We start from the raw sequence: 23,323 nt of genomic DNA, 5'->3' as shown, positions 1-23,323 counted from the left end.
CCTCCTTAGTACTTTTTTCAGTACTATGTTCATAAAAAATACGTACTTGTTAAGTATAATGTATATGTTATAATTGTACTAGCTTCTAGAAGAAAAATTCCGATCGGTAGTGTTTTTATTATGAACTATAAAGCTATTAGGAGGAAACTGTAATGAAAATATTAGGTATATCAGGAAGTCCTATACCTAACAGCAATACTGACCGTTTAGTATTGCAAGTATTGAAATCAAGTAATTTGGATTTTGAATTTGTAAAACTTAGTGATATTAACGTACGCCCTTGCCGAGCCTGTAAAGCTTGTATAGCAGATAACATTTGTAAAGTTAATGATGATTTTCCTGCATTAGCTCAAAAAATGCAAGATGCACAAGCCGTGGTAATTGGCGGATATACACCCTATAGAATGTTAGATGCCTATACGAAAGCTTTTTTAGAAAGACTCTGGTCAATGAGACATTTACATAGCTTAAATGAGAATAAATATGTCGTCACTATTATTTCAGGATGTCATGAACAGATTAGACAAACAGCCCTCGACGCGATAGCAATGGAATTGTTTATGGAAAGAATGCATCATGTAGCAGAATTAAGTATTGAAGGAAGTGTACCCTGTCTTACATGCGGCGTTGGGGATGATTGCAAAAATAGTGGATTACCATACTTGTCTCAAAAGCTTGGAAAAGAAATAAAAGCTTCCACTGACTATTGTATACCCGTTGAAAATCAACCTGTATGGGAAAATGGTGCACAAATCGGACAACTTATAGGTCAGTATCTCAACGGGGAGATTGAGTCAATCCCCTGCGTTACGCTCGAAATGTAGTATAAATTATTGGTAAGGAGTGATCGCTTTGAAAATTATCGGCTTAGTAGGAAGTCCGCGAAAAAATGGTAATACGGATGTGTTGCTGCAAAAGGCTTTGGAAGGCGCAGAGGCTCAAGGCAGCAATACCGCTATTTATTATTTAAACGAAAGAAATATCCGTGGCTGTCAGGCATGCGGAGGCTGTAAAAAAGTTGGAAAATGCATTGTCGAGGATGACTTGACCGAAATTTTCACAGCCATCGACGAAGCAGATGGCATTATTTTAGGCTCACCAATTTACTTTGGTCGTTTTACTGCCCAAACTGCTCTCTTTATGGACCGGTTATTCGGGTATCTAAAACCTGATTTTAGCAGCAGCCTCGGTAAGGGCAAAAAATATGCCCTGATATTCACCCAAAATCAGCCAGACAGCACTACATATACAAATACTATCAAGGCTACTGAGCAAGTATTGGAACGTGTTGGTTTTATAAGTGGTCCTAAGGCATTAGTGGGAACCGGATTGCCTAATCCCGGCATGGTGCGTGAAAATAAGCAACTTTTGCAAAGCGCCTATGATATCGGACAAGAATTGGCACGCCAGTAATCACATAATCCCATACTGCCCTTTTAATATTTGCTGTCAGTGAGAAGCACAATAAAATAGCGTGATCCCTCGACATTCGCAAGGGATAACGCTATTTTTCTTTTCACCCACATGACTTCACAGGACGAAATACGACGCCACAAATCACGCAGGCTGCCTTTAATAAAATTTCTGCAGCCGTCTTTCCAGTATCCCTTGTATTTTTTCAACACAAACCACAATCACAAGATAAATCAGCGTGACACATAAATAGGCTTCGAAGAAACGAAGATCCAGCGCCGCTGCGATTTTTGCTTTGGCCATGATATCCGCAAGTCCAACGGTAAATCCCAAAGCGGTGCCTTTAATGATTCCGATAAATTGGTTGCCAAGCGATGGCAACGCGACAACAAAGGCCTGTGGCAGCACCACACGCACCATCGTCTGGTATCGTGTCATTCCCATGGAATAACAGGCTTCAAGCTGCCCCCCGTCAACCGATTCAATAGCGGCCCTGAGTGTTTCGGCCATAAACGCCGATGTGTTTAACGTAAGAGCAAGTACGGTTGTCTGAAATGCGCCCATCGACTTCATGGCCGGGATGATCGAGGGAAGACCGAAATACAGTATAAACAACTGTGCCACCAACGGTGTTGCTCTAAAAAAGGTAATGTAGACACCAAAAAATTGCGATAGTCCCCATATCCGAAAGTGCCTGATAATAGAAATGAAAACAGACAGTAAGACGGTAAGCACCAGAGACATCAGCGACATATTAATCGTTAATTCCAGCGCGGGTAAAACAATGGGAAACAAATTAACAAACCATAAAAAATCAAAATTCATGGATTCATCCTCGTATCATATTGTTATTTAATTTGAATTAATCGTATTGATAAATCTTTTAATTCTTTCATTTGAGCAGTTTTCAAATATTTCTTGCGGTGTTCCCATGGCTGTAATACCACCGTCTTCTAAAAAGAGAATCCGATCTGCCACTTCCCGGGCAAATTTCATTTCATGCGTCACAATCAACATCGTTTTATTATGTTCTGCTACCAATTGCTTGATGACCCCTAGGACCTCTCCTACCAATTCAGGATCCAGAGATGATGTTGGTTCATCAAATAAAATTACATTGGCATTTACAGCCAAGGCTCTCGCTATTCCGATTCTCTGTTGTTGTCCTCCCGACATTTCCTTGGGATATGCATCTCTTTTATGCAAAAGCCCCACTTTCCCCAGTAAGCTGACAGCCACTGCTTCGGCTTCTTTTTTGTTCATTTTTTGCACCGTCACCATAGGTTCCATAATGTTTTGTATCGCCGTCTTATTTTTAAGCAAATTATAATTTTGAAAGACCATTGCCGTTTTCAGCCTCATGCGGTCAATCTCCCGCTTCGAAACCGTTTTGGCATCAACCACAACTCCATCAAGTGTAATTTTACCTTCTACAGGTCTAACTAAAAAATTCAGACACCGGAGAAATGTAGATTTTCCGCTGCCTGACGGACCAATTAATGCAACTACTTCGCCATTAGCAATTTGAATATCTACATTTTTCAAGACCACGGTTTCGCCAAATTGCACTTTTAAATGCTCTATTGTAATCATTTACCCTCTCACCTGACTGTGCTTTTGCATGAAAGTACTATATCTTCATTATGCAGTAAACACGATATTTTTCCATGCTTGCATCCATAACATTAAATCAAATCAAAAAACAAGTTGCCTGCCCTAGCCATAACAGCAGCATAAGGCAGGCAACTTGTTTCGCATAATTACTCTGCTATTTTGCCATTAGCCGGTTTTTTGCTGAAATCCATTCCATACCACTTAGTATATATTTTTTCCAGCGTTCCATCTTGTTGCATTTCCTTAATAGCTTTTGTAACAATTTTATTCAGTTCTTCGGACTTGGCATTGCCTTTTACAAACGGATAAGCTTTAGCACCAACAGCAATATTTTCTTCTACCATTCTGGCATCAAGAGCTTTATTGCTAATTTTATAAGCTGCCTCAGCGCCCGCAAAAATCATGACATCCACTTTGCCTTGGCGAAAAGCTTGATCCAGCAATTCAGAGCTGTCAAAGGCGACTAGGTTGATTTGTATATTCTGTTCCTTTGCAATTTGTTGAAACAAATTGCCGCCATTGGACCCTGACGAAAACCCGCAATTCATCCCGGTAATATCTTTTAAGTTTTTAATGTCTGTTCTATCAGAATGAACCACCAGCTTCTCGGGAATGTACGCGTATGGCTCCGAAAAATCATACTTTTCTTTTCTCTTCGCATTAAGCGTGATGGTATTGCCCACGGTATCGGCTTTACCTGAATCCAGGTAGCCAAACAGAGTATTAAATTCCCCTGTTACAAATGTAACTTTTAATCCGGTTTTCGCCGAAATAGCATTCCAAATATCGACCTCATGCCCCTTATGTACTCCATTTTCAATATAGGTATTCGGAATAGACGACGAACCGGATGCTACAATAATTTCGGTTGGTACTTTTGCTTTTTCCTGTGTTGCCGCAGGCTTTTCCGAATTGCCGCAGGCGGCCGTTCCTAACATGATACAAACGGATAATAATGCTAAAACAAATTTTTCCATAATTTTCTCTCCTCATTTTCTAAATATGTTTACAATCTTTTAAACAAGATCACTAGCATATACAAAATCATTTAATTATATAAATATTTTCTATGGTTAATAGTAAATACTTTCTGCTTTCTTGTCAAACGATATTTTCATCTTGACTATGCTGACACATGCATTTGCGAGTTTGGCGCACCCTCAAACAGCAAGAAGTGTGTATTTGAACGAGAGTATATCTAACATTGACCCAATCCCGTCTACTATAAAGAATTCTAATACTGTAACAACTTCCTTGATTTTGGCAACGATTCTTTTTGCAGCCGTTTGTTTTCTTAACTCATTAGCAATGTATGCTGTTATGCCTCTCAAGTCATCACTGGCAATATGAGTCATAAAGATGTTGTACTCACTCATTGTCATACTTTTTAATCTCAAATAAAATACTAGGATCAACCAAGATATCCACCGCCGTCATCGCCATTACTTTTGCCGCTGTAAGTATGGCTTTATCGCCCTCCGGCGATAAAGCCTTTTTAGCAAATTCTTTAGTATGAAGCGCAAGTCCTTCCCCCAAGCCTATATAGCCATGTATCGCAGGTATTTCATGAGTGACATTGCCCATATCGGTAGCGCCGATACCTTGTGAAAAATCTCTTTCAACGATAGGTTCACCAAGCTGAGAAAAATTAGTTTGCAGCAATTTTACCAATGTTTTGTTGTTGCGAACTTCGCGGCAACCGGAACCTAACACTCTATATTCGAAGGTCGTCCCGGTGCCGATTGCCGCGCCTTGCGCACAGCGGTTGACTATTCCGGCAAGTTCTTCTAAATAATTGCTATTAAGAGCCCTGATGCTAAAAACTGCCTGTGCTGTTTCAGGAATAATGTTGGTTGCCACCCCGCCGTCAGTAATAATGCCATGAATTCGAGCATAGTCCTTGACATGCAGCCGCATGGAGTCAACCAGATTAAACATTTGAATAACCCCGCTCAAGGCATTTGCACCCGCCCAGGGAGACACCGCCGCATGGGCTGGCTTTCCCTGAAACGTAAACTCTACTTTCCGCGTTGCATAGGAAATATCATTAGCCATCGAAAGAGTGTTAGGGTGGAGCATTATTGCGGCATCCAGCCCAGCAAAAGCGCCTTTTTGCAGCATAATAATCTTTCCGCTGCCGTTCTCTTCCGCGGGAGTTCCGATAACCTTCACCGTCCCACAAGCATTGCCGCCCATTACTTTACTTAAGCCAATAGCTGCCCCCAGCGCCGCACTGGCAATTATATTATGTCCACAGGCGTGACCTATCCCCGGCAAAGCATCATATTCCGCCACAAAAGCAATCGTAGGCGTTCCCTGTCCATATGTCCCGATAAAGGCCGTCTCAAGATCACAAACTCCGATCTCTACTATAAAATTCGCGTTCCTTAATGAATCAGTCAGTGCCTGGGCCGCTTTGTATTCTTGAAACCCTACCTCCGGATTATTGCATAGGTAATGAGAGATTGTCAGAAGTTCAGCTTTGATTTTATCGATATCTTTGCAAACTTTTTCTTTTAATAAGTTGCTATTTCCCATCATATAACTACCCACCCCATAAAATTCTCCCCTTTCGTATCCCCCCAAAAAACTCTTCACTATACTCTTAAATATTAATATTTTATTGCTAAGTTATAGCTTCTCTCTATGTAAATATAAACTGCCATTTAAAAAAAATCAACACAATTAACGAAAGGGTTAGCCAAACAAAAGAAACATGGTGACGGTTCTTTCGTATCCTCTACTTTATCCATCAAATTAACATGATTTCCGGCGCAATCCAACCAATCTATTTTTATACATCATACTTGTTTACCATAAAATTACAAAATCCTGCAAACTTATATAAATTCGCAGGATTAATACCCATCATTTTCTTTTATTCTTAGAATCCCATACAACTCATTTTTCGCCACTACCAATGATACGGTTCTCCCCAACTAATCTCAAGGATACAAGGAAGGATACAAGGGGACGGTTCCATTGTTTCCTAAGCTTTAACTACAATGTTAAATGTAAGTCCACTTATTCGCGCTATTTGTCTGATTGATACCCCTTCACTTGCTTTAAGCTGTCTTAAATATCCATCTCTTTTTGTTTTTTCCATAGTTTGCAATTCACTAGTCTCTATATTGCCCAACACTTGCTTCACAATTTGTTTTGCCTCTTCATCCGTTAATCTAGCTTTGTTCTTTATTTCAAAAAAATTTGCTCCTTGCTCATCCATAAAAACCACAAATATTTCTTTTGCCTTTTCAATGTCTTGCGAAAATATTTCAAGAACAAAAGTTGTATCCACTATGTGAGGATTCCTTATATATTCGCCATAACTACTCCATGGATACTCGCCTATAATAGGCGTGATATTTGCTTTGATAGGGTTTTGGTGTATGTATCGTACTAATGACAATAAATAACTATCATCTTCGATTACTTCACTTTTGTATCTATCTTGAAATAAATGACCAGACCGTTTGTATTTCCAATTATACCAATAAACATAGCTTACTCCTATTCGTTTCATTATTCTTTCCAACGACTCGTTATTCACTTTTATAATAAGGTGGACATGATTATCCATAAGGCAATAGGCAAAAATGTTAAATCCACATTTCTGCTTATAATGCTTTAAAGTATCAATAAACTTAACTCTATCTTCATCATCTTCAAATATAATTTGTCTATTTATTCCCCGTAGCATTATATGATATATTCCGCTATTACTTGTCTTCCGGGCAGTTCGTGGCATTTTACTCACCTACTTTAACGCTTTTCCTCTTATCATATCATAGAAAGTTAGGAAACGCCAGAACCGTCCCTTCGTTTCTCTACCATTAATTACACATAAAACGTTAAGTCAGCAGCTAAAAGAACTAGAATCGGAAGAATTGATCTATCGAAACGAGTATCATCAAATTCCGCCAAAAGTCGAATATTCCTTAACAGAAAAGGGTGAAACACTAATTCCAATATTACAATTCATGGCAAATTGGGGAGCAACCAATAAACCACCTTCAGTCATAAACGATTAAATTAGAAATATCATGATTATGCAATTGAGAATGCGCCCCCCATTACGTGGGAATATCCAACATCCCATGGTACAACCATAGAGTGCATAAACGGCTCTACACCACATCCTTTGCCATCGGCAATGAAAGAAGTAGGGTTCGCTAACCCTACTTCGCATTAGAATCAATCCTGCATCCAATCTAGAATTAATAGTATTCACATTCTATTCAAGTCTACAATAGGTTGATATATGTCTAACTCACAATAATTATCTTTACATAAATTGTTATTGATATATTCAAATCTAAACGTATCGGCAAATTTATAACCTGATTTTAAACCCCATTTAGAATATAGATGAACAAGTAATCTCCCTACTTGTCTGCCATTAATCTCATCAGGACGGAAGAAACCGACAAAACGAAAAACAACATATTTGTACGCAGGTATGGCAATTGCCTCCATATTATCCGGCTTATGGTCAAGATCATGTACTTGTAGCGACGGCATATAATAAATACACCCATTGCCAGTGTCACTCCAATCTGTATAACCAAAGTAAACTTGTGAATCAACGGGATTCGTGATCTTGTACCTTTGGTTATAAAAGAAATCTCTACCATAAAAGTTAGCAATCCTATCACCAGATTTACTAAAAATTTTATGTTTCACGCCAACCAGATAAAATTTTTGTTTAAACATAAACGAAGGCTTATATATAACAGAATTATTAATTGACATAATATCATCTATATTGAGCTTTTCTTGAATCACTAGCGACATCGGCTCTATTCTTATCTTTAGCGGAGTAACCCCAAATTTCTTTCGAAAAGCTCTAATATAAGACTGCTCATAATCAAATCCATAATCCATAGCGATGTCAATGACTCTTCGATTCGTATCCTTTAAGTCAGAAATACTAGACGAAAGCTTTCGGAACTGGACATATTCCATCAAAGATTCGCCCGTCAACGATTTAAACATTCTGTGCAAGTGGTATTTCGATATACCACAGTGCATAGCTATATCATCTAAGATGACCTTATTGTACAAATTCTCTTCTACATATTGAAAACATTCAGCAATCGTTGCTTTTAAATCCATTATAATCTCCCCCCGATCTCCCCTTACCGTTTCGCATCAATTTTCAAAATGCTTCTATTGTAGTATCTCTTGATTAATATCCCTTGATCCTTTATAAGGATGGATAAGACTTAAGAACCAGTGTTGCATTATGTCCGCCAAAGCCGAAGGAATTTGTCAAAACATAGGATAGAGTTGCCTGTTTGCCTTCATTTGGCACATAGTATAAATCACATTCCCGATCTAGAGTTTTGTAATTGATCGTTGGCGGCAAAAATCCATCCTTTAGAGCTGAGGCGGTGATAATTGCCTCAATTGCTCCCGCGGCTCCTAATAAGTGACCTGTCATAGATTTGGTTGAACTTACCGCAAGCTCATATGCATACTTCTGAAAAACAGTTTTTATGGCATTTGTTTCAATTTTGTCACCCAATGGCGTTGATGTGCCATGAGCATTTATATAATTAATATCATAAGGCTGTATTCCTGCATCCTTTATTGCCAGCTTCATACACTGGGCAGCACCTGCTCCTCCCTCAGCAGGAGCAGTAATATGATAGGCATCATTGGTGCAACCATAACCTACAATTTCTGCAATAATAGTTGCACCCCGCCGTAAAGCATGATCGAGTTCCTCTATAATAAGGATACCTGCACCTTCTCCTAGTACAAATCCGTCCCGTTCTAGATCAAAAGGTCTAGAAGCTATGGCTGCATCGAGATTGGTCGTCATGGCCTTCATTGCACAAAAGCCAGCTAGTGCTAATCTTGTAATGGCCGCTTCCGTTCCACCGGCAATCATCATATCAGCAGCATTTTTTTGAATGATTTTATAAGCATCACCGATAGCGTTAGTAGATGATGCGCAGGCCGAGACAGTACATTCTGTAAATCCCTTGACACCATATTTAATCGCAATAAGTCCCGCAGCCATATTTGGTAACATCATAGGCACCAGAAAAGGACTAATTCTGCTGGCTCCCTTTTCTAAGAGCAGGCTATGCTGATTTTCAATGCTTTCTATACCACCAATACCTGTTCCGACAATCACACCAATACGCTCTTTATTTAGTTTAGCAAAATCGATTTTGGATTCATCAACGGCCATTTGAGTGGCCGCCATGGCGTATTGTGCGAATCGATCCATTCTTTTAATTTCTTTCTTCTCTAAAAACTGATTTGGATCAAAGTCTCTTACCTCAGCCCCTACTTGGGTGGGCAAATCGGATACATCAATTCTCTCAATTCTCCTAATACCGGATTTTCCCTGTTTGATTGACTGCCAGAGTTTATCTGCACCACACCCTAAAGAAGATACAGCTCCCATACCTGTAATAACCACACGTCTATTCATCTTACAACCCCTCAATCATCATAATTTTTATTTTAATAATCACCAGTCGGTTTTAAACATGTTACTATAATCGAAAAATTCAAGATCCCTGAGTCTTACTAAAAATAACACATATTGAACATCAAAAATGAACAACTGTTGCTTTTTATCAACAACACTACTAAATAATCAGCTAGTATCGCCAAGATAGACTTATTACCCCTAGAACAATCCACTGAGTCCATTAATCACTAATTACTCCACAGTATTGCCGACATCAATTCTACGACATTACATTTTTTCGCAATATGACCTATTATACATAAAAAAAACACCGCGAAATTCGCGGTTATCAGCAATGACCTATTTTCTATGTCAACTTTTGAAATGATACAAGGGGACGGTTCACCCCGTTTCCTTTACACCCCATTAATGCAAAGTTTCTCATTTTACTTATTTTGCCACACAAAACAAAACTCCTGCCAAATTCACACAAATTGAGCAGGAGCTTCTCTTTTAATTGACTTTTATTTAATTATTTGTACACAACTTCTAGCCTCAAACCATTATCTTCTCGATCATAAATCGACTCTAGAATATCTATTACTAAAATATCATTTTTAAAAATATATTACTATTTTTCACTACGTTCGAAATAGTAACTGCGAGACAAGCTCACATAATAAAACAGGGGGACAGGGAGTTTGTTTCTGTTTTCTACCAACTCTCCTATGAAAAACAAATCCCCTGTCCCCACGTTTCTTTTTATTTAGGAATGGAACAAAAATAAAACTCCTTGAATTTACTGCCTTCATAGGCATTCTCTTGTTCTAGTACATGCCATTAAATCGTTCCAGTACATGTCATTTGGGGTTGCCGAGAATCCATATATTATCTAGCTTTGTGGCCTCATAATATTATTCCATAATATGCCACGAAACGATTAATAGACATTAGTCAGTAATTTAACCAATATCTATTTAAGCGTGATTCAGAATCACCCTGAACCCCTAAAATCAATAGAAATATCATGGTTAATATAATATATAGATTTGATGTTTTATGATTCTGCTTAATGGTGGTATTATAGTTACAGGGACGACAATGGCATAACACAAAAAAAATTTAGCACTCGATGGACTATTTCGGAAGTCGCGTGTTAGGAGAAATGATATGGCTGAAAATTTTGTATCTAACTTGTTAATACCTGAATTGTTGTGCGCTGATTTCAACAAAAGTCTCAATTTTTACACAGAAATCTTAGGATTTGAGATTAGATATGATCGAGAAGAAGGGTTCGCCATGCTTGAAAGAGAAGGCGTCCAAATTATGCTAGATCAAAATAGATCCGATAATTGGGTGTCAGGGCCGCTCGAATATCCCTATGGCCGTGGTATTAATTTGCAAATAAAAACGACCTCTATCATAGATCTTTATGAGTCCGTAAAAAAAGCAAACGCCAGAATTTATCTCCCCCTCAAAGAAGAGTGGTATCAAGCAAACGAAGTCATGCTTGGATGTCTTCAGTTCATAGTTCTGGATATCGATGGCTATATGCTTCGCTTTTCTCAGGATATCGGTACAAAACCAGTATAAGCGCCACCAAGCCAGTTAATATTTCATCTTTTTCAATGTTATTTTCTATTCTTTCCAATATTTTTTCTTGTCATTCTCTGTTATCTCTCGAATCACCGTCATTGGTACTCCCTTATTTACGAGATAATATTTCCATTAAATATTATGACCCATTTTTTCTGCAAGAACAAGATATTTAGTAGATAATATATCTCCTTTATTAAGCACACCTGGAATAATCAGATGCCCTCTATCTGTCCATTTTTGATAGTCGGCAATCAGTTTATATGTGCTAATAATACCTGGCGATTTATCCCTCGCATCATAATATGATAGATTCCGCTGGCACTATTTTTTCTTGCATATCTTGCCATGTTTCTCTACTGTTTTTGCTTTTATTATATCATTATTTGCTGATTGTAAAATGATAGTCGAGCAGAACCGGGCTCCCCTCAAAATCTGCCCTTCGTCCCGGACAGCGGCATGATCCGCAAAACAGGCGACAAATGCGGTACTATCATGATCATTTTTTGCCTGAAGAAACGCGTCAATAGCCGGCGGTAGTTTTATAGACATAGTATTTCCCTCCAAAAATTTTTTATTGTTCATAGTTACTTACTCCACTAGCCAAGTCCAACGAATCCCCCAAAAACGTGAAGTTGTTTCCGTGCTATTGCCAAGTGACTGGTAAAGGATTTCTGTCCACCAACCGTTGATAGGTATATTTCGGATAACCAGCCATCATTCCACTGGTCACCTGCATGTTTTTCGGTAAATTCAGTAAGTTGAGGAGCGGTTCATAACCGGAAGCGGCACAGTACTCCAATAAACCCGCCCAGCACATCCCCAACCCCATTGACGTTGCGAACAACTGCAAATAGGCAAACGATATATAGGTATTATACCGGCCAACAGCAAAGGAGTTGACGGTGGTAGTGTCTTATTGGAACACCACTATATGTGACAGTACCACTGTCCGAAACCACTGATCACTATCCTTGTTATAACTGAATCGGCTCTCATCAATTTTGTATACTGAGGCGCTTATTGGCATAATTGCCTCTACTTTATCCTCTTTTAAAATATCAAGTATCGGTTTGCGAAAATAGGCTTTGTCTCCATAGACTTCTTTTATAGCCTGGATTTGCTTTTTACTTCACAAAATCGCTTCCCCATTCTCATCCATATACTCAATTCCTAACCAAATTCAACTTTTTTTCATTAAAAACTAGAGCCATAGCTATCATACGATTAGCTACGGCTCTACTTCGGTAAATTACTTCTTTTTTCTGCCACTAATATTACTTTAATGAACATGGCTTTACTCGTTTGAGTAAGAAGCCTTATTCCTACCTGTTTTTTTGCTTAAATACAACAATTCATCTGCTCTCTTAATCAGTGTTTCATCCGTATCTTTTAGTTCGGCCAGCGTAGCCCCTACCGAAACAGTTACTCTAATTTCTTCAAGTCCTATGCGAAACACCGATTGCTCAGTCAGTGCTCGAACTCGCTCTGCAACTTTGATAAGTTCTTCTTTTAAATGTGTATTTACAATTGCCAAAAATTCTTCTCCACCCCAACGAAAAGAAATGCCCTTGTTACCGATGCTATTTTGAATTGTTTTGGCCACCATTTTAATAATCTTATCGCCGATGTCATGACCATATTGGTCATTGACTCGCTTAAAATGATCAATATCTACAAATAGCACACCGAAGAATGGCCTACCTACTTTATTCATTTCATTCATTTTGGCTGATAACTCAATTTCAACATAGCGCTTGTTTCCCAACCCTGTCAAAGAATCCATCAAAGAAAGTTCCTTAAATTGAGCTAACTGTTCTAGTAAATGTGACTTGCTAGAATTATCGCTGAATACCTCCACAGCTCCAATTATCTCATTCTCTTCGTTGCGAACTGGCGAAATTCGAACTAAAATAGGGATGCGATGTCCATTCTTATGCTGAAAATACAATTCTTCTTCCCTTAAGAAACCATCTTCTAGCGTCTTAGCTAACGGACACAATTCCCCACGACAAAGTAAAACTCCCTTACTATTAACATGATTCAGTCTATTATTATAACAATAGCATCCTACAATATCATTACTAGAATATCCCGTTAAAATTTCGGCGCTTGCATTCCAATAGATTATTTTTCTATCCTTATCGACAAAATACACTCCATCATAAAGATAGTCTAACATTGTCTTATAAAAAGAAAGTTCCATTTTTCTCACCTCCTTATTTAATCTATTATATATTATGTTAATATTCGTTATATGCTTCCAAGTGGGTGGCTACTCTTAGACCTTCTTTTTGCAAAATTTACACTCTGCTGTTAGTTTGGTAACCGTCAAATAACGCCCACATTGCAATAAAAAAGCCACTTAAAGGTGGCAAAGGGGAATGTAGGTTATTTATGGTATTTACGCCTCAGCGTCACCGGATGTGATGAACTGTGCAGAATCAGCAACCTGCCAGAAGGATACAAGGGGACGGCAGAGCAATATTAAGCCTAATGAAAGCAAAAAAGCTACCCTCTATTTCAAAGGTAGCTTACATTTAAATTCTATTTTCAAGGAGCAATCTTCTCAGTCTTCTCAACTAACTCACAGTGTTCTGAGCAGCTGGTATCTTCACTATCGCAACGTGATTCTTCACAAACCAGAACTTCATCAACTTTGCTTTTATCATCTTCTTTATACATTAGACCCACCCCTTCCGCTACCTACAAATGTAGCTATTCGCAACACTCACAACACTCTTCTTCACATTCGCAGCAATCATAGAATTCACAACAAACTTCGTAGCAATTACTTAATTCTTTATATAAAGTTTTCATAACTCTCACTCCCAAGATGTACTATTGTTTTTACTAATTAATATTTGTTATTATTTAGTAATTTAAATATACACCTATTACCAATAAAGGTCAATACTTTTTTAAAATTTGTTAGCCTATTTTTAAAATTACCTATACACTACTTCCAGCCTCAAACCATTATCTTCACGATCATACACAATTTTTTCAATCAACAATCTAAACGCTCGATTCTGTTCACTTGGCTCTTGAGATGATAATGCAATTTTTATTCCTCGTAGCATTATATGATATATGCCGCTATACTTTTCTTCCGGGCAGTTCGCGGCAGTTTACTCACCTATTTTAACGTTTTTCCTCTTATCATAGCATTATTGAGAATGGTTTTCATTTTTTTGATAATGCAACATAGTAAAACTACTTTTTATGCATAAATTTTTAATAATTCGCTAAATTTTACCGAAAGTTAAAGGATATTAGTAATTCATGGCGAATTAATATTATCTATAAATCGAATTAGGAGGTAGTATCTATGAAGAAAAATATTCTAGTTCCTTTTGATGGATCGAAAAATGCAACCGAGGCATTACACTTAGCTATCAATATGGCGAAGCTGATGCAAGAAAAAGTGGTTGTCTTAAATATTCAACCTAGCTTCCATAGCATACATACCAAAATGTTCTTTTCAGAGACTGCCGTCCACGAATATCAGGAACAACTTTTTCGTGAAACCGTATCAGCTGCTGTAGAGATTTTGCGCAACGCCGGGGTTGAGTATGAACTCAAATTAAGAATCGGCGATGCTAAAGAACAGATATGCCTTGAGGCGAATGGTGACAATCCTGCACAAGATGGGTGCTCGCTAACTGGTATCCGTCTAATAGTAATGGGATCCAGGGGAATGAATCCGGTGTTAGGTGGAGTGCTTGGCAGCGTCAGCTATGGAGTAGTCAATGCAGCTCCTTGCCCAGTTACTATTGTGCCTTATTCGTGCAACGAATAAAGTAACGAGTTTTATACCTAATAAACTAAAAAGAAGCATTTCTTTGTCGTGGAACAAGATATGCTTCTTTTTAAGTTGTTGGATAAATTTGAAGATGATGCAGTACCTAACGGAGGTGAACGTCATGAAATTGTGGTCTCAGATGACGACTGAGGAGATAGCTAAGCATTTTGAGTCTTCAGAAGTACATGGTTTATCCGCTGAAGAGGCATCGAAACGGTTATCCCAATACGGTTATAATGAGTTAAAAGAAAAAGCGCAGGATGGTCTTTGGAAAAAGGTTGTAAACCAATTCAAAAATGTCCTTGTACTAATCCTGCTGGCAGCCTGTGTATTATCAATCGCTGTTGGCGAATTTGCCGACGCTTTGGTCATTATCATGATTGTTGTATTAAATACTGCACTGGGTGTTTTTCAAGAATCCAAGGCAGAGAAAGCGTTAGCTGCTTTAAAAAAAATGAGTGCTCCTACTTCTAAAGTAATTCATGGTGGCCAGCTTACTGTTATTGCCTCCCGGGAACTAGTACCCGGAGATGTGGTGTTATTGGATGCCGGAGACTTCATTTCTGCTGATTTGCGTATACTTGATGCATTCAATCTCAAGACCGAGGAGGCATCGCTAACTGGTGAGTCAGTGCCGGTAGAAAAAAACACCGGTGAAATTATCGATGTTGTACCACTGGCAGAGCGGTACAACATGACCTTCATGGGCACAGTTGTAACCACTGGAAGGGGAAAAGGCATTGTCGTAGCTACAGCAATGGATACCGAGATTGGTAAAATAGCCGATATGATCCAGGCTGTGGAGCAAGAAGCAACCCCGCTACAGATAAAATTGGAGCACTTTGGTAAGGTTTTGGGCCTGTTATGCTTAGCCGTTTGTGCCGTAGTATTCTTACTGGGGATCTACAGTGGGTATCATGACGGTAATTTGACTCTATCAGAGATTCAAGATATGCTCATGATTTCCGTTAGTTTAGCTGTAGCTGCTATCCCTGAAGGCCTGCCAGCCGTTGTCGCCATCGTTCTGGCCTTTGGTATGCAACGCATGGCTAAGAAGAACGCCATTGTCAAAAAGCTTCATTCTGTTGAAACACTGGGAAGCGTATCTGTTATATGTACTGACAAAACCGGAACACTTACACAAAATCAGATGACAGCTGTAAAACTGTTTACAACCAATGGTGTATTTAGTGTCACAGGAAGCGGATATAATCCAACAGGCCAATTCTTCTTTGCTGAAAAGTTAATAAAGCCGGACTCGGAGGAGGCGCTCGACTGGTTATTGCGGGCCTGTCTTTTATGTAATGATGCTCAATTAAAATTAGCAGATGAGCAAAATTGGTCCATTGTCGGCGACCCCACTGAGGGAGCGCTCCTGGTGGTGGCAGTTAAAGGCGGCTATCACAAGGAAGAAATAAGTACTATTTATCCTCGAATCCAAGAACTGCCATTTGACTCTGACCGGAAGATGATGACAACGTTCCACAGAGCAGATGAGGGAATACTTGCCTTTACCAAAGGGGCACCTGATTTATTACTTAATCGTTGTACCCGCCTTATGACAAATAAAGGTATCCGCTTATTAACAGACGCAGATAAGCAGGCCATACGTCAAGCCAATAAGGAGATGGCTTCACGGGCATTGCGTGTTCTGGCAGTTAGCTATCAGGAGTTTGAACAGCTACCCAACATTCTGAATCCTGAGGATATTGAACAAAATTTGATTTTTCTCGGGCTTATCGGCATGATTGATCCACCACGTAGTGAGGCTAAGTTAGCTGTACGCACATGTCAGGAAGCGGGAATAAGAACTATCATGATTACCGGCGACCACCCGGACACGGCTGCCGCTATTGCTGCAGAACTTGGTATCGCTACCCAAGAACAACCGGTTATTACGGGACAGGTTCTGGACAGTATGTCTCCGGAAGAATTGCAGCAGCAAGTGCAGGTGACAAATGTATTCGCCCGCGTTTCACCGGATCATAAATTAGCAATTATAAACGCATTACAAGCAAATGGTTACGTTACCGCGATGACCGGTGATGGGGTAAATGATGCGCCTGCTCTAAAAAAGGCAGACATTGGTGTGGCCATGGGACGTACTGGAACAGATGTAGCCAAGGCTACAGCAGATATGGTAATTACTGATGATGATTTTGCCACCATCGTGTCGGCAGTGGAAGAAGGGCGGGTAATCTACGCCAACATTCGCAAATTTGTCTATTTCCTCTTATCTTGTAATGCGTCCGAAGTGCTGGTAATCTTCTTTGCCATACTGTTGGGCTGGCAGATTCCGTTATTACCTATTCAACTTTTGTGGGTAAACCTAGTGACAGACGGGTTCCCGGCGCTTGCGCTTGGTATGGAAAAAAAGGAACCCAATGTTATGCAACGCAAGCCCCGGGCTTCATCGGAACCGCTGATGACTAGAAATTTACTCTGGTTGACTGGTATCCAGAGTTTGGTGATGAGCATTACTGTGCTTGGCGCATTTCAATATGGTCTGAACTCCAATAACGGCAACCTGGATGCAGGACGAACTTTTGCGTTTATTACGTTGATGGCAACGCAAATTGTTTGCGCATATGCTGCCAGATCAGCCTATTTCTCAGTATTCGAATTAGGCTTCTTCACTAATCGGAACTTAAATATAGGGGTAGGATTTTCCCTGTTTCTATTGCTAATTTCAATATACGGCCCCTTACAAGATATATTCAGAACAGTTCCACCCGGAATGCAAGACTGGTTGATCATGAGTGGATTAGCGCCAATCCCTTTTTTAGCGGCTGAATTATACAAACTCAGTCGTAAATATTTGAAATAATCCTTATGCAGGATACACAAAGCTAATACATATTCTCAAAGCCCACGGCTGCATAGCCGCAGGTCAGAATGGTAGACAAATCCCGCTTTAAGCTGCAAAGCCCAAAAGCGGGATTTGGGATTACTGGCTGAAGTCAGCCAAAATATTAGCTATTACTCTTTTTTCTATATTCACATCATCACCGCCTTTGTATGTCTTTGGTCAAATCATGTCAACTGTTCCAAACAGCCAGATTGTATTGCTTTTATATTCTTCGCAATCTTTTCTTTCGACCAATTCCACCACTCTATCTCAAGTAATGAAGAAATAGTTTGTTCTGAAAAGCGCTTTCTTATTGGTTTGGCCGGCATTCCACCAACTATAGTATATGGCGGAACATCCTTTGTAACTAATGCACGAGTACCAATAATTGCACCATCTCCAACTGTGACACCAGCCATAATAACAGCTTCATATCCAATCCATACATCATTTCCAATAATAATATTCCCTTTGTTGTTCCAAGAAGCAGCAACATTTTTAGGGTCTAATCCCCATTCCTCAAAAAAAATAGGGAATGTATATGTGGACAATGAATCCATATTATGGTTAGCACTATTAAAAAGAAACCGAACTCCGCATGCTAAAGAACAAAACTTTCCAATTGTGAGTTTATCGTGGTTTATGGGGTAATGATATAATACATTATTTTTTTCAAACAATGTCGGGTCATTAACAAAATCATTATAAATCGTATATTCCCCAATTGTTATATTTGGATTTGTAATTACATCCTTTAAGTAAACAATCTCTTTATCTCCTCTTCGGGGATAATTTTTTTTATCTGGAATAGCCATTTAAAATCCTCCATGTTATTTTATAGTAGTTTATTAACTATTCCAGCCAATGCAATGCAAAGTATCATGATAACACCTCTCATCCTTTTTACAATGCCATTATAGATTCTTTGGTTGTTAAAATCAATGGCCACATTTTAGCCAATGAATTATGTAAATGATTAAGCAAGTATTCCAGGGAACCTCTTATCAAAGTAGGAAGCTGTTATTCTGCCAGTCTTTTATTTCTACAGTTCATCTGGCTTTGTAGCCTTATATAATTACTCCATAACATGCCACGAAATAGTTAGGCAAACACTTTGCCAAACTTCAATCGGATTTTATGCTATTTAGCACCAGTTAGACTTTAATAACAAATTACGACACAACTGCTCCTTTAATAAAAAAATAAGCAAAAATCACTCTGTTACCATAGGTAGGATATACATGTTCACCATGCATTTATATGTATCTTAGCATCCAAACTAATCTCATTTTGTCTACATCTGGTTGCATTTTCTCCAGGATATCCCATGGGAATAATTGCAGGGATTTCATAGTTATCAGGTATATTCAAAATATCTCTTATTCTATTAGTATGTTTCGGAATATATGTAACTCCATATATTCCTTCCGCTGCCATGCCTAACAATATATTTTCAATACAGCACCAAACGGAAGCTAAGCTATTAAGTTCATAGATATTTAGACAGTTCTTTATAGGTTTTGGTATTTTATAGCACATTACTAAAACCTCAGGAGCAGTAAGAATCATTCTCTTTTGGAAGGGAATTGCAGTTAAATACATCTCTTTAACAAATAAAGTCTGACTTTGTAAACTCTCCTCGATTTCTCTTTTGACTAATTTATCAGGTAGTTTTTCAGCCGACTCTACTATAGCAAGTCGAATAGACCTATCCTTTAAAAGAATATATTCCCATTCTCGCATATGGTTATGTGTTGGAGCATTGATTCCCGCTTCTAAAATTTTTCTAACTTTCTCTTCTTCCACTAGTCGAGATGAAAAATTTCTAATAGTCTTTCTATTTTTTATCACTTCATAAAAATCCATATATTTCCCTCCCCATATCATACTGGTTGTCAATATACTTTTATCTTATAGAACACGTGTTCTGTTGTCAATTCTTATTCTAGTTTTATTGTTTTTTTATTACATTTACGCAAGCACCTTCTTAATTATGTTAAGTATACCTATATTAATCGTATCCTCTTGCTCACACTGCGTAAACGGCTTTAGCGATTTTGTTGCAAAAAAATAAACCTCTGCCAAATTGTTGACAAAGGTTATCTATATATCAGGTACACCTATGCATTACTAGACTTCCTTTAATTTACAGCAACTTAAATATGCTAAGATAAGTTTGTGAGGATTAGTAGGTAATGAACTTAGTTGCGGTTGAAATAATGTGGCAACAAAGAATTTATTTTGGGGTAACTCAAGTATTCTTGCCTCACCTTTTTCATCTGTGCCAACTACTTTAAAACCACTTTCATCTATTAATTTCTGATAATCAGGATTAAGCCCAAAACTACAATTATAGCGTTCTTCAACTTCTGTTTTATTATAAAATTTGTAAATCATTGATTTATTATTTATATAAATTTTACGTGTTTCTCCAAGCAATGAACAGGATAAAGCAGAAATAAATAAATTTGAATCACCAGAGTCATATTCTGCATGCTGTACATTTTTTAAACCCAATTTATTCTGGGCATATTCAATAACTGCATGCTGAAAACCACCACATGTTCCAATAAAGGGATAATCGTTTTCTCGTGCAAATTGAATTGCCTTTAATGCTCCTTTCAGGCTCTTATACGGACTTCCCGGCGCACACCAAAGCCCATCATATTTACTAATATTTTCAATCTGTATCTCTTTTTCTAATGATTCAGTAGGTAACCATTGTATTTCTAAATTAATACCTAAATTATCTGCACAGTGATACAACGCTTCATTTGTCGCCTTATGTGATGGCCGTTTCAAATCAAGATCTCCAATTACTCCTATTCTTATTAAACTACGCACTTCAACCTTCCCCCAGTTATATTTTCAAATATTTTTATAGCTCTTATTCACAGTAACATTTTACCATTATACCCATTTAGATTCCAGGAACATATATTATCGTTCCTTTTATTGGTTCTTCAACTAATGTCATCCCAACTGTCATCCATCTAACCAACTACCCAAAATTCAAGTCATAAAAAGATTCTTAATATGTTTATTATTTATCTTCACTAATATAATAAAAAATAGAATCTACTTATTCCTTATTACTATACATGGAGGTGAATTTTATAAGTCCTAGCACGCCCTCTGAATCATATTTAGGGGAAAAACTTCACATAAAAATTGATCGGCCATTAGGTACCAAACATCCTAAATGGCGCTTTATTTATCCTATCAATTATGGCTTTATTCCCGATACATTAGCTGCCGATGGTGAGGAAATCGATGCTTATCTTTTGGGCGTCTTTGAACCTTTTTTTCATGCAATGGTGACAAGTTAAAAAAATTCTTTTATATGCTGGATATTTTAACAGGAAAATAATTAAGAATATAGAATATAAATAATGTTTTGCTCTGAAAAGGAAACTATGGTTATTTTTGTATAAGGACATATGATTAGCGGTATTGAAACTCAAATAAGGAGTGTCGTATCATGCGTAGATTAATTGGTTTAGTAATGGTCATTAGTTTTTTGCTGGCCTCCGTGCCGGGAACGTCCGATTGCTATGCGGCCGCTTCTAAGACTGAAGTGGAGTGGGAATATTTAATTCCAAATAATAGAGATAAACGTGATGTTGATACAGTATCACTACATATACTTGAAAAAATTTCTGAAACAAAAACTAGGTCTGTATATAGAGGGATTACAATCACCCGACCGCACGGAAGCGTTATTCTTGAGGGAGAGACTCAATCTCGAGAAAGTTCTGCAGTCGGCGTTGGGCCTACTTATATGATTCGCAATGAAAAATACCGCTCTGGCAAACTATCGGCAGCAGTCGATATGAGCGGCGGAATTATGCTATATGATAATGTGTTCCCGGCCGGGGGAAGACATTATGATTTTATGTGGCGGATCGGGCCTCAATTCATTTACAAATTTAACGAAAACTCATCAATTAATGTGGGGTATATGTTCATGCATGTTTCTAATGGTTTTTCAACTCATAATCCCGGGTATGATGCCCACGGATTTTCGTTTGGCTTTGTGACAAATTTCTAAATCGGTAATAATTCTCTACTATAGTTAAAACACTCACTCCATCATTTATAGGAGTGAGTGTTTTGTTTAATATCTAACTTTTTTTCTAAATATTCAGCAGTGAATTTTACAACTTGATTTGTTAGTCCCTCGCATAAATGCGGTGGATTCTCTGTTTTAAATCCCTGTGGGCGTAATTGTTTGCATAATAAGCTACCGAATTTTTCTTCAAATTCCCGCGCAAAACAAAAAGACAAATCAATTATTCCGTCCGTCGACATTCCTTTCTCTTTCCCCAAAATACCAATCAACATTAAAGATCCTTCTACCAAACCACACTGCGCACCAAAACCTCCGGCACCATGCATGCCTATAGCGGAGTTAATTACTTGTCTATCTAAATTTATTTCATGTAACTCCGATAATATATTTAGCATAGTTGTCGCACAATTAATATTTTCATTCCAGTAATAGTCAGATACTCTTTTCTTAATATACTCATCTATTTTCATTTACACATGCTCCATTAAATGAATAATCATTTAAATACAGGCTTTAAAAAGCTACGCTCATAACTCAAAATACAACGAGTTTTTTCTGCAAAATCAAAAGCAATCTTGCATGCATCATCAATTTTTATTATTTCTCTATAACGCTCATATTCAGCAAGGCTCGGGAAGCTAAATAAAGCATAAGCGACATTATTTGCTCCTTCATGCGGTAGAAAGTATCCATGATGAACACCACCTAGTCTATTTACGAGTGATATCCACATTTTTCCGTATTCTTCAAACTCGGCGACTTTATAAGGGTCAATAATATATCGTAAATAACAAGTAACCATTAATTAATCCCCCTTTATGTGAGAATGCCTGGGACTAATTATAAAACAGTATCAATAACAAAGGTTGTTGATGTTTCTATTACCCCATCAAATTGCCATACACGATCTAGTATTTTCGTAGTATCTTCCGGCGTTGAAATTCTTGTTTTTATTAGCACACACCATTCTCCAGCTAGACGGTGGCACTCCTCTATGACTATTCCAGATATGTCCATGCTAGCTATTTCGTTTGCAATTTTGGTAAAATAGCCTCCATTTATTTTTAAAAATATTAAACATCGAATACATGGTTTAACTTTGCGCCAATCAATTAACGCCTTATACCCAGTTATTATCCCCTCCGTTTCTAAATTCTCAATTCGTTTATGTATTGCTGGCCTAGACATGTGTAATGTTTTAGCAATTTCTTCGTGAGTAATTCTACCATCCTGTTCCAGTATTTTGATAATCTCGATATCAATATTATCCACAAGCACCCTCCTTATATAATTGTAACATATTCCGTAATTTTATTAACTATAAGTAACTTCATTGTTAAATATTCTACTAATAGTAATTATTTCCCTCTATTCTTCTTGCTTTTATTCAATAGAAAAGTAGAATGGTAACAAAATAATTATCTTTCATTACGTTTCGTAATCCCCCCCAAGAAATCTCCCATGTCCTTTAAATCAAAACACAGCTTTTTTTATATTTACACTCTTAGAGATTAACTATGTAAAGTACTATAGTATATAAATGGA

Annotated in this window: 25 protein-coding genes and 2 pseudogenes; 8 read left to right on the top strand and 19 right to left on the bottom strand. The window is 37.9% G+C overall.

Annotated elements, in window-relative coordinates; all coding sequences use genetic code 11:
- Nucleotides 1–152 precede the first annotated feature (152 nt).
- Entirely contained in the window at nucleotides 153–824 is a 672-nt protein-coding gene (locus tag ACZ449_RS01715; protein ID WP_464259374.1) for a flavodoxin family protein, read from the top strand.
- 28 nt (nucleotides 825–852) lie between these two features.
- Nucleotides 853–1,413 (top strand): flavodoxin family protein, encoded by a 561-nt coding sequence (locus ACZ449_RS01710; RefSeq protein ID WP_464259373.1) that lies wholly within the window; start codon nucleotides 853–855, stop codon nucleotides 1,411–1,413.
- Between the two features lie 159 nt (nucleotides 1,414–1,572).
- Here the strand turns inward: ACZ449_RS01710 and ACZ449_RS01705 are convergent, their stop codons facing one another.
- From ACZ449_RS01705 to ACZ449_RS01680, 6 genes are all read right to left on the bottom strand, one after another.
- Entirely contained in the window at nucleotides 1,573–2,238 is a 666-nt protein-coding gene (locus tag ACZ449_RS01705) for an amino acid ABC transporter permease (RefSeq protein ID WP_464259372.1), read from the bottom strand.
- 27 nt (nucleotides 2,239–2,265) lie between these two features.
- Complete coding sequence (locus ACZ449_RS01700; protein WP_464259371.1) at nucleotides 2,266–3,006, bottom strand: amino acid ABC transporter ATP-binding protein; 741 nt, start codon at nucleotides 3,004–3,006, stop codon at nucleotides 2,266–2,268.
- Nucleotides 3,007–3,173: 167 nt separating this feature from the next.
- A complete protein-coding gene (locus tag ACZ449_RS01695; RefSeq protein ID WP_464259370.1) occupies nucleotides 3,174–4,004 on the bottom strand; it encodes a transporter substrate-binding domain-containing protein in 831 nt (276 codons plus the stop codon).
- A gap of 183 nt (nucleotides 4,005–4,187) precedes the next feature.
- Nucleotides 4,188–4,409, bottom strand: coding sequence for a hypothetical protein (locus tag ACZ449_RS01690; RefSeq protein WP_464259369.1), 222 nt, complete (start codon nucleotides 4,407–4,409; stop codon nucleotides 4,188–4,190).
- Nucleotides 4,396–5,568 (bottom strand): M20 family metallopeptidase, encoded by a 1,173-nt coding sequence (locus ACZ449_RS01685; RefSeq protein ID WP_464259368.1) that lies wholly within the window; start codon nucleotides 5,566–5,568, stop codon nucleotides 4,396–4,398. Before ACZ449_RS01685 ends, ACZ449_RS01690 begins: the two co-directional genes overlap by 14 nt.
- A 448-nt stretch (nucleotides 5,569–6,016) precedes the next feature.
- A complete protein-coding gene (locus tag ACZ449_RS01680) occupies nucleotides 6,017–6,775 on the bottom strand; it encodes a transposase (RefSeq protein ID WP_464259367.1) in 759 nt (252 codons plus the stop codon).
- 88 nt (nucleotides 6,776–6,863) lie between these two features.
- Between ACZ449_RS01680 and ACZ449_RS01675 the strand changes: the two genes are divergently transcribed.
- The gene (locus ACZ449_RS01675; RefSeq protein ID WP_464261957.1) at nucleotides 6,864–7,058 is read left to right on the top strand and encodes a winged helix-turn-helix transcriptional regulator; all 195 of its coding nucleotides are present in this window, start codon (nucleotides 6,864–6,866) and stop codon (nucleotides 7,056–7,058) included.
- A 196-nt stretch (nucleotides 7,059–7,254) separates the two neighbouring features.
- Here ACZ449_RS01675 and ACZ449_RS01670 read toward each other — a convergent pair whose 3' ends face one another.
- Nucleotides 7,255–8,142: an AraC family transcriptional regulator gene (locus tag ACZ449_RS01670; RefSeq protein ID WP_464259366.1), complete on the bottom strand. Its 888-nt coding sequence runs from the start codon at nucleotides 8,140–8,142 to the stop codon at nucleotides 7,255–7,257.
- A gap of 91 nt (nucleotides 8,143–8,233) precedes the next feature.
- Nucleotides 8,234–9,475, bottom strand: a complete 1,242-nt coding sequence (gene fabF, locus ACZ449_RS01665; protein WP_464259365.1) for a beta-ketoacyl-ACP synthase II — start codon at nucleotides 9,473–9,475, stop codon at nucleotides 8,234–8,236.
- A gap of 1,152 nt (nucleotides 9,476–10,627) precedes the next feature.
- Here fabF and ACZ449_RS01660 point away from each other — a divergent pair.
- A complete protein-coding gene (locus tag ACZ449_RS01660; RefSeq protein ID WP_464259364.1) occupies nucleotides 10,628–11,050 on the top strand; it encodes a bleomycin resistance protein in 423 nt (140 codons plus the stop codon).
- Nucleotides 11,051–11,377: 327 nt separating this feature from the next.
- Here the strand turns inward: ACZ449_RS01660 and ACZ449_RS01655 are convergent, their stop codons facing one another.
- The 5 genes and pseudogenes from ACZ449_RS01655 to ACZ449_RS01635 all read right to left on the bottom strand — a co-directional run bounded on the left by ACZ449_RS01655 (nucleotide 11,378) and on the right by ACZ449_RS01635 (nucleotide 13,738).
- Nucleotides 11,378–11,605: a hypothetical protein gene (locus tag ACZ449_RS01655; protein WP_464259363.1), complete on the bottom strand. Its 228-nt coding sequence runs from the start codon at nucleotides 11,603–11,605 to the stop codon at nucleotides 11,378–11,380.
- Between the two features lie 94 nt (nucleotides 11,606–11,699).
- Nucleotides 11,700–11,954 (bottom strand): annotated as a pseudogene (locus tag ACZ449_RS01650) (nitroreductase family protein); the annotation flags it as partial.
- A 57-nt stretch (nucleotides 11,955–12,011) separates the two neighbouring features.
- Nucleotides 12,012–12,185, bottom strand: a pseudogene (locus ACZ449_RS01645) (IS5/IS1182 family transposase); the annotation flags it as partial.
- Between the two features lie 165 nt (nucleotides 12,186–12,350).
- Nucleotides 12,351–13,259 carry a sensor domain-containing diguanylate cyclase gene (locus tag ACZ449_RS01640; RefSeq protein WP_464259362.1) on the bottom strand — a complete coding sequence of 303 codons (909 nt, stop codon included), beginning with the start codon at nucleotides 13,257–13,259 and terminating at the stop codon, nucleotides 12,351–12,353.
- Between the two features lie 347 nt (nucleotides 13,260–13,606).
- Entirely contained in the window at nucleotides 13,607–13,738 is a 132-nt protein-coding gene (locus tag ACZ449_RS01635) for a hypothetical protein (RefSeq protein WP_464259361.1), read from the bottom strand.
- Nucleotides 13,739–14,384: 646 nt separating this feature from the next.
- Here ACZ449_RS01635 and ACZ449_RS01630 point away from each other — a divergent pair.
- Complete coding sequence (locus ACZ449_RS01630; protein ID WP_464259360.1) at nucleotides 14,385–14,855, top strand: universal stress protein; 471 nt, start codon at nucleotides 14,385–14,387, stop codon at nucleotides 14,853–14,855.
- A gap of 124 nt (nucleotides 14,856–14,979) precedes the next feature.
- Nucleotides 14,980–17,685 (top strand): cation-translocating P-type ATPase, encoded by a 2,706-nt coding sequence (locus tag ACZ449_RS01625; protein ID WP_464259359.1) that lies wholly within the window; start codon nucleotides 14,980–14,982, stop codon nucleotides 17,683–17,685.
- 206 nt (nucleotides 17,686–17,891) lie between these two features.
- On the opposite strand, the gene ACZ449_RS01620 is transcribed toward ACZ449_RS01625, so the two are convergent.
- The 3 genes from ACZ449_RS01620 to ACZ449_RS01610 all read right to left on the bottom strand — a co-directional run bounded on the left by ACZ449_RS01620 (nucleotide 17,892) and on the right by ACZ449_RS01610 (nucleotide 20,550).
- On the bottom strand, nucleotides 17,892–18,521 hold the full coding sequence (locus ACZ449_RS01620; RefSeq protein WP_464259358.1) for a CatB-related O-acetyltransferase: 630 nt from the start codon (nucleotides 18,519–18,521) through the stop codon (nucleotides 17,892–17,894).
- Nucleotides 18,522–18,951: 430 nt separating this feature from the next.
- Nucleotides 18,952–19,572 carry a nitroreductase family protein gene (locus tag ACZ449_RS01615; protein WP_464259357.1) on the bottom strand — a complete coding sequence of 207 codons (621 nt, stop codon included), beginning with the start codon at nucleotides 19,570–19,572 and terminating at the stop codon, nucleotides 18,952–18,954.
- 264 nt (nucleotides 19,573–19,836) lie between these two features.
- Nucleotides 19,837–20,550 carry a CTP synthase C-terminal region-related (seleno)protein gene (locus ACZ449_RS01610; protein ID WP_464259356.1) on the bottom strand — a complete coding sequence of 238 codons (714 nt, stop codon included), beginning with the start codon at nucleotides 20,548–20,550 and terminating at the stop codon, nucleotides 19,837–19,839.
- 257 nt (nucleotides 20,551–20,807) lie between these two features.
- Between ACZ449_RS01610 and ACZ449_RS01605 the strand changes: the two genes are divergently transcribed.
- Both ACZ449_RS01605 and ACZ449_RS01600 read left to right on the top strand, forming a co-directional pair.
- Complete coding sequence (locus ACZ449_RS01605; RefSeq protein ID WP_464259355.1) at nucleotides 20,808–21,035, top strand: inorganic diphosphatase; 228 nt, start codon at nucleotides 20,808–20,810, stop codon at nucleotides 21,033–21,035.
- Between the two features lie 152 nt (nucleotides 21,036–21,187).
- A complete protein-coding gene (locus ACZ449_RS01600) occupies nucleotides 21,188–21,757 on the top strand; it encodes an acyloxyacyl hydrolase (protein ID WP_464259354.1) in 570 nt (189 codons plus the stop codon).
- Between the two features lie 41 nt (nucleotides 21,758–21,798).
- Here ACZ449_RS01600 and ACZ449_RS01595 read toward each other — a convergent pair whose 3' ends face one another.
- Genes ACZ449_RS01595 through ACZ449_RS01585 form a run of 3 tightly spaced genes read right to left on the bottom strand, consistent with a single transcriptional unit; the run spans nucleotide 21,799 to nucleotide 23,050 of the window.
- Complete coding sequence (locus ACZ449_RS01595) at nucleotides 21,799–22,248, bottom strand: C-GCAxxG-C-C family protein (protein ID WP_464259353.1); 450 nt, start codon at nucleotides 22,246–22,248, stop codon at nucleotides 21,799–21,801.
- A 26-nt stretch (nucleotides 22,249–22,274) separates the two neighbouring features.
- On the bottom strand, nucleotides 22,275–22,580 hold the full coding sequence (locus ACZ449_RS01590) for an NIPSNAP family protein (RefSeq protein WP_464259352.1): 306 nt from the start codon (nucleotides 22,578–22,580) through the stop codon (nucleotides 22,275–22,277).
- A 38-nt stretch (nucleotides 22,581–22,618) separates the two neighbouring features.
- On the bottom strand, nucleotides 22,619–23,050 hold the full coding sequence (locus ACZ449_RS01585; protein ID WP_464259351.1) for an Lrp/AsnC family transcriptional regulator: 432 nt from the start codon (nucleotides 23,048–23,050) through the stop codon (nucleotides 22,619–22,621).
- Nucleotides 23,051–23,323: the final 273 nt, after the last annotated feature.

The sequence above is a fragment of the Desulfosporomusa polytropa genome (assembly GCF_055380075.1).
This window is presented reverse-complemented; position numbering and strand designations above follow the sequence as displayed.